The 17,505-nt window shown below is 57.8% G+C and carries 15 protein-coding genes; 9 read left to right on the top strand and 6 right to left on the bottom strand.

Annotated features, from left to right (window positions below; translation table 11 throughout):
- Nucleotides 1–322: hypothetical protein (locus tag D3P04_RS02550; RefSeq protein WP_220475259.1), on the bottom strand; the 322-nt coding region annotated here is incomplete at its 3' end.
- 488 nt (nt 323–810) lie between these two features.
- On the opposite strand from D3P04_RS02550, the gene D3P04_RS02560 reads away from it, so the two are divergent.
- From D3P04_RS02560 to D3P04_RS02575, 4 genes are all read left to right on the top strand, one after another.
- Nucleotides 811–1,767, top strand: coding sequence for a glycosyltransferase (locus D3P04_RS02560; RefSeq protein WP_232844865.1), 957 nt, complete (start codon nt 811–813; stop codon nt 1,765–1,767).
- A gap of 111 nt (nt 1,768–1,878) precedes the next feature.
- Nucleotides 1,879–3,504 (top strand): glycosyltransferase, encoded by a 1,626-nt coding sequence (locus D3P04_RS02565; protein ID WP_119745673.1) that lies wholly within the window; start codon nt 1,879–1,881, stop codon nt 3,502–3,504.
- Nucleotides 3,505–3,511: 7 nt separating this feature from the next.
- On the top strand, nt 3,512–4,414 hold the full coding sequence (locus tag D3P04_RS02570; protein ID WP_119745675.1) for a glycosyltransferase family 2 protein: 903 nt from the start codon (nt 3,512–3,514) through the stop codon (nt 4,412–4,414).
- A 28-nt stretch (nt 4,415–4,442) separates the two neighbouring features.
- Nucleotides 4,443–5,441, top strand: a complete 999-nt coding sequence (locus D3P04_RS02575) for a hypothetical protein (RefSeq protein WP_119745677.1) — start codon at nt 4,443–4,445, stop codon at nt 5,439–5,441.
- 67 nt (nt 5,442–5,508) lie between these two features.
- On the opposite strand, the gene glf is transcribed toward D3P04_RS02575, so the two are convergent.
- The 3 genes from glf to D3P04_RS02590 are packed head-to-tail and all read right to left on the bottom strand — an operon-like array spanning nt 5,509 to nt 8,628.
- Nucleotides 5,509–6,654 carry a UDP-galactopyranose mutase gene (glf, locus tag D3P04_RS02580; protein WP_119745678.1) on the bottom strand — a complete coding sequence of 382 codons (1,146 nt, stop codon included), beginning with the start codon at nt 6,652–6,654 and terminating at the stop codon, nt 5,509–5,511.
- A gap of 34 nt (nt 6,655–6,688) precedes the next feature.
- Nucleotides 6,689–7,357, bottom strand: a complete 669-nt coding sequence (locus tag D3P04_RS02585) for an ABC transporter ATP-binding protein (protein WP_119745680.1) — start codon at nt 7,355–7,357, stop codon at nt 6,689–6,691.
- Nucleotides 7,354–8,628, bottom strand: coding sequence for a hypothetical protein (locus tag D3P04_RS02590; protein ID WP_119745682.1), 1,275 nt, complete (start codon nt 8,626–8,628; stop codon nt 7,354–7,356). Before D3P04_RS02590 ends, D3P04_RS02585 begins: the two co-directional genes overlap by 4 nt.
- 170 nt (nt 8,629–8,798) lie before the next feature.
- Here D3P04_RS02590 and D3P04_RS02595 point away from each other — a divergent pair, with 170 nt between their 5' ends.
- Together D3P04_RS02595 and D3P04_RS02600 are read left to right on the top strand one after the other, a co-directional pair.
- The gene (locus tag D3P04_RS02595) at nt 8,799–9,620 is read left to right on the top strand and encodes an ABC transporter permease (protein WP_119745684.1); all 822 of its coding nucleotides are present in this window, start codon (nt 8,799–8,801) and stop codon (nt 9,618–9,620) included.
- A gap of 160 nt (nt 9,621–9,780) precedes the next feature.
- Entirely contained in the window at nt 9,781–10,587 is an 807-nt protein-coding gene (locus tag D3P04_RS02600) for an FkbM family methyltransferase (protein WP_182912716.1), read from the top strand.
- A 104-nt stretch (nt 10,588–10,691) separates the two neighbouring features.
- Here D3P04_RS02600 and D3P04_RS02605 read toward each other — a convergent pair whose 3' ends face one another.
- Both D3P04_RS02605 and D3P04_RS02610 read right to left on the bottom strand, forming a co-directional pair.
- On the bottom strand, nt 10,692–11,414 hold the full coding sequence (locus tag D3P04_RS02605; protein WP_147391868.1) for a class I SAM-dependent methyltransferase: 723 nt from the start codon (nt 11,412–11,414) through the stop codon (nt 10,692–10,694).
- Between the two features lie 84 nt (nt 11,415–11,498).
- Nucleotides 11,499–13,478, bottom strand: a complete 1,980-nt coding sequence (locus D3P04_RS02610; protein ID WP_147391869.1) for a polysaccharide pyruvyl transferase family protein — start codon at nt 13,476–13,478, stop codon at nt 11,499–11,501.
- 415 nt (nt 13,479–13,893) lie between these two features.
- Here D3P04_RS02610 and D3P04_RS02615 point away from each other — a divergent pair, with 415 nt between their 5' ends.
- From D3P04_RS02615 to D3P04_RS02625, 3 genes are all read left to right on the top strand, one after another.
- Nucleotides 13,894–14,283, top strand: coding sequence for a hypothetical protein (locus D3P04_RS02615; protein ID WP_147391870.1), 390 nt, complete (start codon nt 13,894–13,896; stop codon nt 14,281–14,283).
- 176 nt (nt 14,284–14,459) lie between these two features.
- Nucleotides 14,460–16,187, top strand: a complete 1,728-nt coding sequence (locus tag D3P04_RS02620; RefSeq protein ID WP_119745694.1) for a type I secretion system permease/ATPase — start codon at nt 14,460–14,462, stop codon at nt 16,185–16,187.
- The gene (locus D3P04_RS02625; RefSeq protein ID WP_119745696.1) at nt 16,184–17,503 is read left to right on the top strand and encodes an HlyD family type I secretion periplasmic adaptor subunit; all 1,320 of its coding nucleotides are present in this window, start codon (nt 16,184–16,186) and stop codon (nt 17,501–17,503) included. The genes D3P04_RS02620 and D3P04_RS02625 overlap by 4 nt, the downstream gene beginning before the upstream one ends.
- The last annotated feature ends 2 nt before the right edge of the window (nt 17,504–17,505 follow it).

A 17,505-nucleotide genomic window follows, 5' to 3' on the forward strand; every position in this document is an offset into this window, starting at 1 on the left:
GGGCGGGGTGATGTGCAGCGGCGCGGCGGGCCTCGGCCTCGATCACATGGGCCAGCGCGGGACCGGCCCCGTCGCTTTCCGCCAGCAGGGCGAGATAGCGGTCGACCAGTTCGCGTTCATGATGAAGTGCAGCCACATAGACCGCGATGGAGCGCCGCTCGACGATAGAGACCGGCCCGGCAAGTTCGGGTGACAGGAGCTCGCGTTCGCCCATGTCGATGGCGCAGATCGCATCACGCTGATTATCGATGGCTTTGCGCAGCCCCTTGTCCAGAGGCATTCTGGTCAATGCGTCATTCAGACCGGTGGATATTCGAGGCATGGAGACATCCCCTTCAGCGTGATCAACGAACCCGGAACAGATCCATTTCCAAGCCCATCATGCCAGTCGGGAGAAGAAAAGACGATAAGATAGGTCATGTTTTTTTACATGCCGATGGAGAACAATTTTTCACCTCCGATGGCGTTGGTTGCGCCCGTCCTTCCGGAGATTTCGCCTTCCAATATTCGATAAGCCGAGTGTCGGCACGTGACGTCGTGAGTTCGACGGAAACCGCCGAAGGTGGGGAAATGGTGGATTGGGGAATCCCATCAGCATGCGGTCTTACGAGACGGTAACGGAATCAGGACAAGCGCTGCGCGAAAATTCGCGACAGAGCCCGATTGCGCTCGCATTCAGGCGAATTTCGGCATATTTCGCCCCGATCGGCGGATCATGGCCCAGAACCTCTTGGCAAAATATTGCCGGTGCTATCTGCTGGACCTGTTCCGCGAGGCGCATGGACCCTTGGATGTCAGTGATGGATGAAGATGAAGATCGCAGCCGTAATAGTGACCCATAACCGGATCGAGAAGCTGCGCATCACTGTTACCCGTGCGCTTGCGGAACCGCTGGATGACGTTCTTGTTTTCGACAATGCCTCGTCCGATGGCACCGCGGAATGGCTGGCGCAGCAATCCGATCCACGCCTGACGGTTCTGCGCAGCGAACGGAATATCGGCGGTGCGGGCGGTTTCTCGGAAGCGCTGCAGCAGGCGGTGGAACTAGCGGATCCGGATTGGGTCGTGGTCATGGATGATGACGGCCGCCCGACCCAAGGTGCCGTCGCCGTCTTCCGGCAGATGAAACATGGCGAATGGGACGCGATCAGTGCGGCGGTCCTGACCCCGGATGGCGATGTCTGCGAGATGAACAGGCCCTATCGCAATCCGTTCTGGCATGTCCGCGAATTCACCAGAACCCTGACGGGGCAAGGGCGTCGCGGCTTTCATCTTGGGGATGCCGCTTATGCCGAAGATGCCGGAGCAATCGGGATCGACATGGCGTCCTTCGTGGGGTTGTTCCTGTCGCGCAAGGCGATCGCATGTTGCGGTTTCCCCGATGCAAGGCTGTTCATTTACGGAGACGATCAGCTTTACACGCTTCAGATGCGCCGCAAGGGAATGCGGATCGGCTTCGTGCCGCAAATCCGCTTCGAGCATGACACGACGTCACGGCAAGGCAATGGCGGGGTTGTGTTACAGCCGGTCTGGAAAGCCTATTACATGTATCGCAATGCTTTGATCGCCTATCGCGTGGCCGCCGGTATCTGGTTCTGGCCGCTTGTTCCGCTGCTTGTCGCCAAATGGCGCCGGCAGGCACGGGATTACGGATCGGATGGCGAGCGTTTCCGGCAGATGCTGAATATCGCGGTTCGGGACGGGCTTGCGAACCGTCTGGAGCGCAGCCATCAGGAAATCCTGCGTCGTGCCGGGGTTGTTCTTTAAACCCATAAGCGATTATCGCCCCCCTGACTTCCACTTTTGAGATTGTTCCAGTAGATAGCCCCTGATGAATATGACGCGCTTGGAGGACCAGCTTGCCGCAAGGAATTCAGTATGTGTAATGACCATGATTTGCCTGTCGCTGTCTCCCCACAAGCGTCCAAGCGTCTGCAGGCCGAGATCGCACATATCATCGATATCTACAGAGTTCTGTATCCGGCCCGGAACCTGAGCTTCGTCATCTCGGAAGGCGATAATCCGACCCGCGGTGAACCCAGCATTCATGAAGGCCAGCCGATCTTTCGGCCGTCGGATCTCGGAGCGGGATATCTGGGCCGGGTCGAGTGTCCCGGTCCTGACCGGAACGCTCCCGTCGTCACCATCCGAGTTTCGATCCCGCGCGAGCCGTCGCCGGACGAAGTCAGACATCAGGATCCGGATTGGCGGCCCGTCCGGCCGCTTGGGGCGCTTTATGCCGCTGCGCCGATCCTTTACGAGGATATCCGCTACCGGGCCGAGATGCGGCGGAAGCGGTTGGCCGGGAAGCGCCATCAGTGTATCAGTCTGCCTTTCAGCCGGGGCAGTACGCTGCTGCCGGCTGCAGTGGAACCGGATAGCGGCAAGGCTCCGGCAATCCTGATCGGCATGCATTGGCTCGAGGTCGGCGGTGCCGAGAAACTGGGATTGGACTCGATCCATTGGGCGCTTGAGGCCGGTTTGCGGGTCTTCGTCGTCGCCGGTGTTCCATCCCTGCAGCGTCTGGCGTCGAAACTGCCCGACAGGCCGGATGTCACCTTCATCCGCCTTGATCGCTATCTGCCGGACGATCAATGGCCGCGCTATGTCGAGAACCTGATCCGGGCCGAGAATATCAGGGTGGTCCATAATCACCATTGCCGGCAGCTTTATGACGCCCTGCCGCAAATTCGGGTGAAGACGCCCTGGGTCAAGACCATCGACAGCACCCATGTCGTCGAATATGCGGACGGCGGATTTCCCCGAATTTCAGGTGTTTGGTCGAATTATATCGACATTCATCATGTCATCAGCAGGCAACTGGCCGATTATTATCGCGATCGTTTCCAGATATTGCACAACGTGGTTCTTGGCCGGATGCTGGATCCCAGGGGCGACCAGAAGGCGCTGCGTCCGATATCCATGCAGACCGCCCAGAAATCCCTGCATATCACTTTTATCGGGCGGATGTATTACCAGAAACGCCCGATCGTGCTTGTCGAGATCCTTCGGTCCCTGGCCGGTTGGGCGAAAAAGGCGGATATTGATCTGCGTGCCACGATCGTCGGCGAGGGGCCCTATCTCGGACCCCTGACACAGTTGCTGCGACGTTTTGGTCTGCTTGACAGGGTCGCGCTGGAGGCTGCCGATTGCAATGTGCCCGCGCTTCTCGATCGCTCGGACATCCTGTTGTTGCCGTCGAATAACGAAGGACTGGCATTGGTCTGTTACGAGGCGGTCGAGCATGGATGTATCCCGATCTCGACCGATGTCGGCGCGCAGAATGAAATCATCCCTGAAGATCTGCTTTTGCCGCTTTCTCCCCGGGAAACCGTCAGTGCATGTGCCGGCATTGTCGAGCGGCTATGGCGGGACAAGGATTTTCTGGATCGGCAGAAAGCCGCATTACGCGCGGCATGGACCCGGCTTTCCGCGGATCCGACCGCGAAAGAGGTTTTGATGCCGCATTACCGGGACGCCGCCGGAACTGTCGGGAAGGGATAGGCAGATCATGGCCCTGCTGAACAAGATCGCTGCCGTTATCGTTACCTTCAATCGCTCGGCCAAGCTGATGAAGGTGCTGGACGCGCTGCAAAGGCAAACTCTGGCACCGGAAATCATCCTGGTGGTGGATAATGCCTCGACCGACGACACCACGGAACTGGTCGAGGCGCGGGCAAAAGAGATGCCTTCCATCCGATACCTGCGCCTGCCGAAGAATGTCGGCGGGGCAGGCGGGTTTCACGAAGGAATCAAGGCCGCCTATGAACAGGGGGCCAATTATTTCTGGATCTCGGATGACGACGCCTATCCCGAACCCGACGCGATCCGAAAGCTGCTGGAAGCGCTTCACGAATTCGAAGGCAGCTACCAGTGGCGGCCCAGTTTCGCCTGTTCGCGCGTCGAGTGGATCGACGGCAGTCTGTGCGAGATGAATACGCCGCGGGCGGTCTGGGACTGGGCGCGTTTCCTGCGGCCGGAAAAGCCCTGGGCGCTGGTGGATTCATGTTCTTTCGTATCGGTTCTTATCCCACGCTGGGCGGTGCAGGAACATGGTCTGCCGATCGCGGATTACTTCATCTGGTTCGACGACGCCGAATATACACGCCGCTTGTCGAAATCCTATCCGGGCATCTTCTGCCCTGAAAGCCGGGTCATCCACGACACCCCCGATAATCGCGGCGTCAATTTCGGGCTCGTTGATGAAAAGAGCCTCTGGAAGTTCAAATACGGGGCCCGTAACGAAACCTCTTTTCGCAGGCGCGAACAAGGTCTGCCAGGTGTTCTGGCCTATGCTTACGGCGTGCACCGGCAGATGAAACGGGGTGATGTGTCCTGGAAGCTGCGCGGTCAGATCTTCCGCGCCATTTTGCGCGGGATGGCGTTTCGGCCAAGGATCGCCCTGGTTAAATGATGCAGTCGATCTGCAAGGGATTCCACGAATGACAGACGGTACCAAGAAGGATCTTTATATCCATGTCGGTGTTCACAGAACAGCGACGACGGCCATTCAGGCAACCATGTTCCGGAACTGGAAGTCGCTGAAAGATCGGGGATATCTGTATCCGCTTGGGGTCGAGCGGCATATCGGGGTTTTCAACAATATCCTCAATAACAAAAAAGATGCGCGCGATGTCGCGGCCATGCTGGCTCAGAGGGCGGTGGCCCATGAAACCGAAATACACACATTGATCATGAGCGACGAGGATATCTCGATGCGCCGTGACCTGAGTCAGCTTTTGCCATTCCGGGAGTTCTTCAATGTAAAGATCATCTTCGGAATGCGCCGTCAGGATCTTTGGCTGGAAAGCTGGTGGGCCCAGAATGTGAAAGGCCAATGGGACCGGAAGCTTTGCAATATTTCCTGGCCGGATTTCATGGCTGGTCGCGCGCAGTTCCACTGGATAGATTACGATCGCTATCTTGCACATCTGGAGAAACTTTTTGGCCAATCGAATATCCGGCCCTATGTGTTCGAGAGAACCCAGATGCCCAGAGGGCCGATCGCGGCCTTTTGCCGTCAGTTCGGACTGGAAGGCGGAGAGGGACTGACAACGCATGGCGGCTCGAATATCAGCCTGTGCCCCGAGGTTTCGGAATTCGTCCGGCACCTTCCCCTTATCGAGGCAGATATGGGGGTCAGATTGGCGCTTATCGAGGTTGCAGAGGTCGTGGATCGGAAAGTCAGGGCCGAAAACGGACCGGTCTTGCTGATCCCGCATGACGAACGCCGCGCGATCATGAAGGAATATGAGGCGGGTAACAGGAATGTCGCGCGGCGCTATTTCGGGCGGGACGCGCTGTTTCTTGAACCCCTGCCGGATCGCCGCGAACCGGTCACCACGCCGGCATTGCCAGGGAGTTCGAAAGAACTCATGGAGCGGATGATGGCGCCGTTCCTTGAAGAATTCGTCAAACGTGCAAACAAGATGCTGAAGTGACGGCCTGGGCCTCTGCCTACCGCTATCCCTTGGTAGAGGCGCGACAGGTCTTTCAGTTCACATGCGGCTATAGCGGAGATGAGACAAAGGCCTGCATTTCCCGCCCGGATGTCATATTCTCCAGAAATACGCCTGCCGTGTCCAGCGCCTCCCGGATCGTCACATCCATGTCGAGATAACGATAGGTGCCCAGGCGCCCGACGAAGGTGACGCCCTCGGTTGCTTCGGCCCGGGTGACATAATCGCCAAGCAGTGCCTTCTCCGCGACCAGGCGGATCGGGTAATAGGGGATGTCGTCAGGCCCGGCCTCCCGGCTGTATTCGCGGTAGCACACGCTGGCGTCGTGCGATTCCCAGGGCGAGAAATGCTTGTGCTCTGTGATCCGGGTATAGGGCGTGTCGCGGTCGCCGTAATTCATGACCGCGCAACCCTGATAATCGCCCTGATGGGTGAAGCGCTCGAAATCCAGCGTGCGATAGCCCAGCCGGCCAAGCTCGTAATCGAAAAATCCGTCCAGAGGGCCGGACCAGAAGACATGATCCGCATCCGAAGCCATATCGGGCGTATAGGGTGTGGACAACTCGACGGTGATATTCGGATGATCAAGAATTGCTTCGATCATCGGGGTATAACCCCCACGCGGCATCCCCTGGAAGCGGTGAAAGAAATAATTGTCATCGTAATTGAAGCGCACTGGCAGCCGCTTGAGGATCGAGGCGGGAAGTTCCGTGGGTGAGCAGCCCCATTGTTTTTCGGTATAGCCCCTGAAGAACGCCTCGTAGAGGTCGCGACCCACGAAACGCAGCGCCTGTTCCTCGAAGGTCTGCGGATCCGTGATTGTCCGGTCGGCCTGTGCGGCGATGAATTCCCGTGCCTCGTCGGGACGCAGGGTCTTGCCGAAGAACTGGTTGATCGTCAGCAGGTTGATCGGCAGGGAATAGACCCCGCCCCGCGCAGTCGCCTTGACCCGGTTCTGGAAGGGCAGGAATTCCGTGAAGCCATTGACATAATTCCAGACTTCCTCGTCATCGGTATGAAAGATATGCGGCCCGTAGACATGCATCATCACTCCGGTTTCGGCATCGCGGCTGGTATGGCAATTCCCGCCGATATGATCGCGGCTGTCGATGACGCGGCAGTCATGTCCCGCCTCGGCCAGCCTGCGGCCGATCACTGCGCCGGACAGCCCGGCCCCTACCAGAAGTATCTGCATGTCCCGGAACTTTTCCTTTCTGCCGCAATGTCGTTTATCGCCGTATGGGTCTTTTCATATTGGCCAGATGCGTCTGGATGGCTTCGTCCAGATCCTCATAATAGGTCAGGCGGCCATTTTCCAGAACCGCGCCGGTGTCGCATATCTGGCGCAGCATCTGCATCGAATGCGAGACCACGATGGCGCCGGCCTTGCTCATCCGGTCCTTGAAAATCCTGTTCGACTTTTCCTTGAAAGCAGCATCGCCCACCGCCGAGACCTCATCGACCAGATAGGTGCTGAACGGAACGGCCATCGAAACCCCAAAAGCCAGTCGCGCTTTCATTCCTGCGGAATAGGTACGGATCGGCAGGTAGAAATGTTCGCCCAGTTCGGCGAAATCGCGGACGAAATGGATCATTTCATCGGTATCCACACCATAGGTGCGGGCAACGAAGCGGCAATTCTGTTCGCCCGTCAGCTCACCGTTGAACGAGCCTGCAAAACCCACCGGCCAGCTGATCGTGCCATCGGAAAGGATTTCCCCCGAGGTCGGCAGCATCTCGCCCGAAATCATCCGCAGAAGCGACGATTTCCCGGCGCCATTGCGGCCCAGCAACGCGACCGAGACACCGGTCGGAAAAACGATATTGATCCGGTCGGCGACGGTCTTGCGGCGTCCGTTCAGGACATAGGTCTTGGTCAGATCCTGCAGCCGGATCATCGCCTGTCACGTAAGCTGTAGAAGACCAGCACCGCGATGACCCACAGTACCAGCAGAAAGCCGGACAGGATCAGAAGCAGCTTGGCCCGTTCGGGATATTTGGCATCCTGGGCAAGCGTCGGCTTCACATAGGCGGCCAGATAGCGCGACTGGCGCGATGCCTCTGCCCGCGCCGTGTCATAGGCAGCCAGGGCGGCGGTATAGGTGCTTTCCGCGAATTCACGATCGACGGCCAGCGATTCATACTGCCCGACGACATCCGAAAGCGCCTCTCCGGTCGCGGTTTCCGAGCCGAATTTCTGCCGTTCGGCGCCGATCTGTTCGCGGATCACGTCAATGCGCAACTGGGTTTGCTCGATCCGGGGATCGGTCGGCTGGGCATTGGCCTGCAAGAGGCCGATCTGCACGAGCGCCTCGGCAAGTTGCTGCTGCAGCGAGGTAACGACCCCTACCTGGCTTTGCACATCCGCGGTCGGATCGACCATCTGATGGCGGTTGCGGAACGTGGTCACTGCCTGACGCGCGGTCTTGAGCCGTTCCAGAGCCTCTTCAAGATCGATCCGGGCATAGCGCAGCGCATCCTCGCGCGCGACGTCATTCAATTCGTTGACCAGAAGCGTGCTTTCGTCATAGATCGCCTGGGTAATCGCCTGGGCGTCGCGAGGATCGAAAGCCAGAACCCGCAGATCAAGCATCCCGTTATCGCAATAGACGCGGACCTTGCGCTCCCATTCTTCCAGCAAATCCTCAAGGGATTCACCGCCGGTATAGGAAAAGACCGGATCATCCGGCGCCTTGGACCATATCTGGCGCAGATCCAGCTTCTTATCCACCCTTGCGACCAGATCATGGCTTTGGATGAATTTGTACAGAATGTCCGTATCGCTGCCGGAATTGTCGGTGATTCCGGCCAGCGAGGTCAATCCGCCCAGCACCTCGCCCGAAGCGATCGGGCTGGTTTCGCTGCGCACCGAGAAGCCCAGATAAGAGGCATATTGGTCGGATGCCCGCGCCCACAGATACCATGCGGAAACCGCGATCGGCAGAATGACCCCCAGCACGAAGCTGAACAGGATCACGAAATGCCGCCGGTGCAGCCTGGCCCTGCGGGCGGTGGGCTGAATCGGCGGGCTGTCGGGCTGCGCAGGCGCAGCTGCAGGTGTCTTTTGGGCCGCCAGCTTCATTTCGCGACGCTTCTGCACATTGCCGGGAACCGGCTTACCGCTTTGGCCCTCTTTCACCTTTGCCCCTTTGCGCTGCTTTTCGCCCATAGCGTCCCGAGAAGACGGCGATTTATTTCATGAGCGTTCAGATCCGGCATGGAACGGTACTCGACGGGTAGTTGATCTCTGAACTGGCGTCATACATAACCTATCGTAACAGTTCCAGCACCGATACATCACATCACGTCGAATTTTTGAGCCAGTAAACCGCGATCCAGATGCCCAGCACCAGCACATCGGCACAAGAAGACCTGCTGCGGCCGGTCCACAAGCAGCGCAGCTTTGCCAGTGTCCGCGCCATCGGGGCGCTGATCCTGCGGGAGATGTCGACGACCAACGGCCGGACGGCGCATGGCTATCTGTGGGCCGTGGCCGAGCCCGTGGGAGGCATCATTCTGCTGACCATGATCTTCTCGGTCGGTTTCAGATCGCCGCCGATCGGGACCAATTTCGCGATTTTCTATGCGACCGGACTCGTTCCCTTCATGGCCTATATGAGCATCTCGGGAAAGGTGGCCATGTCGATCCAGTATTCGAAGGCGCTTCTGGCCTATCCGGCGGTGACCTTCATGGATGCGCTTCTGGCGCGGATCATTTTCAACTCGGTGACCCAGATCCTGGTGGCCTATCTGATCTTCACGGGGGTCTATCTTACGCAGGAGACCCGAACTGACCCTCAGATAACGGGAATCGCGCTGTCGATGCTGATGGCCTTCACCACGGCGGTCGGCATAGGCGTGATAAACTGCTTTCTGTTCGCGGCTTTTGCCTGGTGGCAATTCGTCTGGTCGATCCTGACCCGGCCCCTGTTCCTGATCTCCGGCCTGTTTTTCATCTTCGACAATGTTCCACAGCCGTTTCAGGACTATCTGTGGTTCAATCCGCTGATTCATGTCGTGGGGCAGATGCGCAAATCCTTCTATCCGTCTTATGTGGGGGATTATGTCAGCCCCATCTATGTCTTCGGATTGGGACTGACGCTGATTGCCTTGGGCCTGGCGCTTCTGATCCGTTATCACCGGGATTTGTTGCATAGCTGATCCGTTCGGCGAAACTGGCGAGGGCGCGGATTCTGCGCCCTGAACCGCCGGTTCCGGTATTCTTATGCGGATATTGCGCCTTGCTGGGAAGAGCGGCTTCCTTATTGATCTCGCGCAGTATGGCGGCTTAGAAACAATCGTCATGCAGGAGATCGGACAGATGACGAACGCACCGCAGATGGCCGCACAGATGGGGAACCAGATATATCTGAACTTCGGCTCTCAGAAAGCGGGTGAGTTCATCGCCTTCGCATCGGGAAGCTGGCCGGGCCTGCAGAATATGAGATTTGATAAGGATCCGGATCCGGATCTGAAACGGGTCGTGTTCGATCAGAAGACATGGGTGGTTCCCAAAAGCATATTCTGGAGCCACCTGCACAGAATGACGCTTGGATATCATGACTTTATCCTGGGGAAGTACTCCTGTCCCGAGTTCTGCGAGATCGAGGCGGGCGACGTGGTCCTGGATTGCGGCTCTTTCATCGGCGGGCTGGCGAGCGCCGCCGCCGGCAAGGCAAGCCGCGTCATCGCGGTGGAACCGTCTCCTATCAATTACAAGGCCGCAAACCGGAACCTGAAGGATCTGGGCAATGTGACGCTGTTGCAATGCGGATTATGGAATGCCTGCGGCGCCCAGGATTTCAACATCAGCGAAACGGCGATCGATGACGGGCTTCTGGTGCCGGACAAGGGTGAGATCGTCAGAACCGTCACTGTGCAGACGCAGACCGTGGCCGCGCTTGCGAGATCAAATGACCTTACGGTCTTCGATTTCCAGAAGATCGAAGCGGAAGGGGTGGAGCTTGAAATCCTTCTGGGCGAGGGCGGGTTGCTTGCCAACAAGATCGCGGTGGATTGCGCCCCGGAACGGAATGGTGAATCTCCCGAGAAAGACGTGACAGCCCTGCTCCAGCAGCATGGTTTTGAGACGCGCAAGAAGGGGGTTGTCGTTTTCGGCCGGCGATAGGCAGGGCATGCGCGGCCGCCGATCAGATGCGGCGCGGCGTTATTTGTCGAGCGTTGGCAACGGCTTTACGGAATAATTCCGTAGAAATGATGCATTGATCGCATTCATTGCAGCACGCACCCATAGACATCCTGATGATTGACCCAGCCACGATCCTGAAAATAGATTGGCGACAATCTGGCCTCGGCAAGAGCCGCGAAGATAGTTAGCGGAGACGTGAGGGCAATTCCATATGTCTCGGAATGAGGGTAAGGGGAGAAGGCGAAATCACCGGAAGCATATTCAGAGAGTATCCTTTGCACTCCTTCATCCGAGAGATTGTAGGTTTTCTCGCCGGCCGCTACTCGATCATAAACATAGTTCCCATGTGTAGTGAAAACCAGCACACCCGGATCAGTAAGATGATCTCGAAGGTATGACAGAACCCGAATCGCTTCATCCCGCGGCAGATGGGTGAAGAGAGAGCCGACCCAGATCAGATCGAATTTGCCGCCCAATGGCGTATTGAGAGTCGGGTCCAAAACCCGAGCATCAACCCCGAGTATATCTGACGCCGAAGCGACAGCGTTCTTGTCGACGTCCACGCCCTTCAGTTCTGCCTGCGGGAACGCAGCCTGCAGCCAGCGAAGAACGCGTCCATACCCACAAGCATAGTCCAAAACCCTGTGGTTGCCGCCAATCTCGACCCTTGCCGTCGAGAGAACCTGCAACACCGCTTTCAGAGCGTTTCTGCCGGTATTCAGGTAGGTTACATGATTGCCCTTGGCCATTCCGTCACGTTCGGAAATTTCCTCGTTCACAGCCACACTATTTATATCAATCACCACAGCCCGTTCTCCCTTTTGCTTAAGGTTCCGATACTGACGCCTCAAAAGCAAGTCCCCGGGATTGCAGTGCCTGGCGAATGGCGGTTACAGCTTGGTGTCCCAAATTGATCTGGGATTGTAATGGACATCCCGGAACCGGCGGAAAACTGTGTCATGCATATGCATGCGGCTGAACAATTCCGAAAGGATGGCCGAGATCGCATGCTTTCTGTCAGGCATGGCAGAAAGCCGTTTCTGCATATTCGCGATAAGATCTCCGCCGCCGATCTGAAAGGCCGAAATTCCGTCATAAAGCCGGGCCTGCGATGTGACGGCGCGATAGTTCAGGTCTTGCCCGCGGCGGCCTGCCGCCCAGTTCTCGGTTTCATACAGCTTTACCGTATTGACAAGGACCGAGCCGGTCATGGCCAGCGCGCGAACCGTTGGATTATACGCATGATCCGCGAATGTATCGCAGGCCGAGATCAGCCATCGGCTGTCCAGTTCCTGCCGCAGAAAATCCGGCTCTTTGTCCCAGATAGCCTTGAAGCGCGCAAATGCATCGGATGTCTCGATTTCGCGCCGGATCAGGCAGATAAGGGCGGCATGATAGAAGAGCAGTTCGGATTTGCCCGAGAATTCCTCGCGCAGCGTTTCAATATGAGAAGAAATATCCGAAACCTTGGCGCGCGGTGGAGAAGGTGCGATGCCGGGCACGATCCGGGCCTTCATCTCTCCTATGTGTTTTCCGCAAAGCCGGTGCAGGTCACGTAATCCGGCAATGGGCTCTTGCGGGTTCGCGGGGCGGGGGGCGCCTGCCTGGGCCAGAATTTCCGGGGGCAATCGATAGATCTCGTTTCTGAAATCCGGTTGCGACGCGCCGATCTTTCCCGGAAAACTTCGCAGCATCTGCAAAAGACTGTTCCGTACCGCATGATCCCCGGCATGATAGGCCGTCACAAGTGGCGCGAATATCGCATGCGGTGGTGGCTCTTTTCCCAGACCGTCACCGGCGATCTGGTTATATTGGAAACCCTCGGCGCGCATGAGAGTGTTCGCGCAGTAAGTTGCGAAATGCGCGGCGGCGGCAACCGGCTTGCCCGGAACGGTTCCAAGCAATTCGGGAACCGGGACCGGTTGGCCTTTCTGAACAGCGGCGAAATAATGCCCTGCCTGTTGCAATCGCTCTGTGATCGGTTCCAATGCTGCCCGAAGATCGGATGCCGTTCTTTCAGGATTGCTCAGAAATCCGGCGGCATCCCCGGCAATGGCATCATGGTCATCGAAGCCGCGTACCGGGGACAATCCCCCCAACATGGCCGAGAGCCCTTCGTTCTTGTAGGAATTGCCGGGAAGCTGGATGACCGGTGTTCCGGCGACCACCGCCATGATGGCCATGTGATAGCGACCGCCAAGCAGGAAGCGGCATTGCTGCAAGACCTGGGCCGCGGCTGCATGGGGTATTCCCGGGGGAACGGTCGCAAAGCCGTCTTCGCCCCATTGTTGCCGGCCAAGTTCAAGCAGCTTCCTGTCTGCCGCCGTCGAGATCATGATCATCGGAACAAGACCTGTTTCCCGTTTTAGCAGGTCGGCGGCCATGAAGATATCCTGATAGGTTTCATCGCCGGCCCAGCCCGTACCGGTCACGGCGAAATGCTGCCCGGCCGGGATATCGATGGTTCCCGCCAGCGGCCGGGTCAGAAAGGCGGCGTCCGGGATATGAACCACGTTCCGAATACCCGCCTTTTGCGCCGCATCGAATGAGATATTTTCCCGTACGCTTACCAGGTCGAAACTGTTATAGGCCGCCGCCATGACCTGCGTGAAGGTCTCATCGCAGGAAAAGATTGTCTGGTTCACAGCCATAACCGGCTTTTTCCAGGCATGTTTGGCGACGAAGGGAAGTAGCAGCAACCGCGCGCCGCACACGAAATCCGTGCCTCCCATCGTGCCTTCGGCCTGGAGAATCACCAAATCGGAACTCCTGATCTGGCCCGCATATCTGCCGTATCGCTCGAAAGTCAGCCGTTCAAGATAGCCCAGAGACCTGTCCGCAGAAGGCCCGCCCCTGCAGACATCCATCATGGCATCATGGATATCCTGCCGGGATTCCGCGTCAATCCGGCGATCTATTTCATGCCGGAGAATAAGGGGAACGAATGTCAGATTTGGCAAGAATTCAGTTTCAAGTTCCCGGTTCAGAAGTTCCACCAAACCCCAACTGGTCGCCTGACAGCCCCAATTCTGACGAAATCCAGTAAAATTGACAATTGCAATCTTTCTTGCCTGATAGCTATTCAAGTTTCATTTTCCATACTTTTGGATGATATCCGATAGCAACATAATTCTGTCATTTTTATCGGGCCGCTGGCTGCTGCTGGCGGCATTATTTCGTGAAAACAAAAAACAATTGACTTCACAACCATAGCAAGAGAGACTTCAATCGCTCAATTCCTAAAATTGAGTGTTATGCGAATGAATCAACAAGGGGTATGAACCAATGCTTGGTGGACTTCTCTCACCTGTAAGCGGAGTTCTGGGCTCCCTCTTTGGCGGCGTCTCGTCACTTTATGATGGAGTTCAGGACGTTGTTGAGGGGCTGGCTCCCGGATCGATGGACGGGACGACGACGACAGGGAACCTGTTGAACGACAATGGCGCAGTTAGTGATCTTCTTGATAATCTTGCCGAAGGTGACATCACCGGCAGCCTCTCCGATGTCTATGCCAATGTAATTGGCCCGGGCGGAGTTGTGCATAACCTGGCTGATGGTGGCGGTCTGGGTATCGAAGGGCTGCTGGGCAACACCCTTGGCCTTGCAGATGGTATCCTGGGCAGCGCCGATGGCCTGACCGATGATTTGCCGATTTTGGGAGGCTCACTCCTTTAAGGTGAGCGCTTCAGTTAGACATTTAAAAGGTCCGGGCGAAACTTCATGTTCGGGCCTTTTAATTTGAGATGCAGTTGCGGCGGAATGTATTTGACATACAATCCGCCCGGACTTTTTTATGGAAGCCGCCCGATGTTTCGCTATGCTCTGGAACAGTCCGACGTCCATAGTTGCCGATGTCCGTAGTTGATGCACAACATATTCAAGAGGCTGATAATGATGTGCAGGAGAATTATGTTCTCCATGCGCTGAAATCCCTGCGCACTTATTTTATTTTCGCGGGTGTTTTCTCTTGCATGATTAACCTGCTTTATCTCAGTTCGCCGCTCTATCTGATGCAGGTCTATAACCGCGTTCTGGTAAGTCAAAGCATTCCCACGCTGGCGATGCTGACCCTCATTCTTGTGCTGTCTCTTGGCGTGATGGGGTTGCTGGATGCCTTGCGGGGCAAGCTGCTGGTGCGTTGTTCGGTTCTGCTGGACGATCGGCTGGCAGGGCCGGTCTTTGGCGCATTGGTGCGCAAGGCGGCCCGGCAGGGCATGTCCCCCGGCGCGCAGACCCTGCGCGAGCTGGACGAGTTCCGGGCCTTCGTGACCGGGCCGGGCATCCATTTCGCCTTCGATCTGCCTTGGATCCCGATTTATCTGGGGCTGCTTTACCTGATCCACCCGATCCTCGGCCTTGTCGCCACGATCGGCTCTGCCCTGTTGTTGCTGCTGGTCTTTGTCAATGAAAGACTGACCAAGACCGCGCTTGAGACGGCGCAATCCTCGTCACGGCGCGCTTTCGTCTTTACCGACAATATCATGCAACATGCCGATGTGATTCATGCCATGGGCATGTTGCCATCCGTCGAGCGGCATTGGCAGGGCAACCGCGGCCGCATGCTGGCACAGCAATCCCTGGCCAGCGATCGAAATGCCTCGGTCACCGCCAGTATCCGCTTTGCGCGGCTGCTGTTGCAGTCGTTGCTTCTGGGAACGGGGGCGTGGCTGGCCATCGATCATATCATCATGCCCGCAACCATATTCGCGGCCAGCATCATCATGGGGCGCGCGCTGGTCCCGGTCGAGCAATCGGTCGGAGCATGGAAACATGCGGTCGCGGCAAGATCGGCCTATCGGCGAGTCAGCACATTGTTGCAGGAAAATCCCGATCTGCAGGTCCGCACCATCGTTCCCAGCGAAGAGACCGCGCTTGAGGTGAATGAGCTTTCCTACCGGGTCGAGAACCGCAAACGCCCGATTCTGGACAAGCTGTCCTTCAGCATCAATTCGGGCGAGGTTCTGGGGATTGTCGGCCCAAGTGGTTCGGGCAAAAGCACGCTGGCGCGGTTGATGATCGGGGCATTATCGCCCTCGGAAGGCCGCTTGCGCTTCGGCGGCATCAATTACGAGCATTGGGATCGTGGTGAGTTCGGGCGCATCGTGGGCTATCTGCCGCAGGATGTCGGGCTGTTCGCGGGAACGGTGCGCGAGAATATCGCCCGCTTTCAGGATGTGGCCGTCGATCAGATCGTCGAAGCCGCCAAGCTGGCGGGCATTCACGAACTGATCCTGGATCTGCCCAAGCAATATGACACCATGCTGGGACCGGGCGGGCTGGGCCTGTCGGGCGGGCAGCGCCAGCGGCTGGGTCTGGCCCGCGCATTGCTTGGCAAACCCCGGCTGCTGGTGCTGGATGAACCGAATGCGCATCTGGACATCATCGGCGCGCGCGCGCTTAGCGAGGCGCTGTTCGTCATGAAGGCGCAGGGCAGTGCGATCGTCGTCATCACCCATCAACCTGCCGTTCTGGAAACGGTGGACACGATCATGTCGCTTGATGACGGGCGGATCCGGCGGCTTGGTCCGCCCGAGCAGATACTCGCCGGCACATTGGAAAAAATGGGGGAGAGTGAATGAGTCAGCCCGCCTCCTTTCCGAAACTGGCGGAATACCGCAATCCGATGCGCCCCGCGATCTGGGGCTGTGTCATCGTGGCGGTTTTTCTGCTGGTTTTGCTGGTTTGGGGGAATTCCGCGCGGCTGGCCAGTTCCGCTTTGGCTGAAGGCAGCCTGCAGGTGATGGCGCAGCGTCAGTCGGTCCAGCATCCGCATGGCGGGGTGATCTCGCAGATTCACGTCATCGAAGGCCAGACCGTGGCCCGGGGCGAGTTGCTGATCGAACTCGATGAAACCGAGGCCCGGGCCTCGCGCAATATCGCCGAATCCGAGGTGATTGCCTTGCAGGCTCTGCAGGCCCGGCTGGAATGCGAGCGGGATCAGAGCGACCCGCTATCCTGTCTGCAGGCATTTGCGGAAGGCAAGGAGGATCATCCGGAAATGGCCGCCGCGCTTGCGAATGAAACCGCACTTTTGCAGACCCGCGCCCGAAAATTCCGGACCGAGACCGGGATGCTGACTTCGCGCGTTTCGCAATTGCGCGAACAGATCAGCGGTCTGAACGCACAGTCCCAGGGGCTCGCGCGGCAACGCAAGCTGCTTGAGGAAGAGTTGGAAACTGCACACAAGCTGCTGGATTCGGGCCTGACCTCGCGCAACCGCACCCGGGAACTGGAGCGTGCCATCGCGGGCGTGATCGGCGATGAAGGCTCCCGCAGCGCCGAAATCGCCAGCGCCATGCAGGAAATCTCCGAGGCAGAGCTTGCCGTGGCCCGGCTGGAGGATGAGCGGATCAACGAGATCACCGACCAGTTGCGGAACACCCGCTCGGCGCTGGCCGAAGCCCAGCCGCGTCTCGATGCCGCCATTCTGGTCGAGAAACGCGGCAAGATCCTTGCCCCCGTCAGTGGTCAGATCGTCGGCCTTTCGGTCTTTACCGAAGGGGGAGTCATTCAGGCGGGCCAGCAGCTGATGGATATCGTCCCGGACGATAACCCGATCATTGTCGAGGCCCGTCTGCCTTTGTCGGATATCAATGGCATTGCCGTCGGAGACCGCACCGATATCCGCCTGACCGGCATCCCGCGCAAGGATCGCCCGGAACTGATGGGCGAGATCATCAGCATCTCGGCCGACAAGATGACTGACAGCCAGTCGGGCCTCAGTTATTTTTCCGTCCGGATCGGGCTGGATGCCGATGAGATCGGCCGGTCGCAAGTCCCGTTACGGCCGGGAATGCCCGCTGAAGTCGTCATTCCAAAAGGATCGCGCACGATGGTCAGCTATCTGCTTGGCCCTCTGCTGGATGAAATCACCCATGCCTTTCGAGAGGAATAAGC

The organism is Paracoccus onubensis, from assembly GCF_003591515.1.
GTDB lineage: Bacteria > Pseudomonadota > Alphaproteobacteria > Rhodobacterales > Rhodobacteraceae > Paracoccus > Paracoccus onubensis.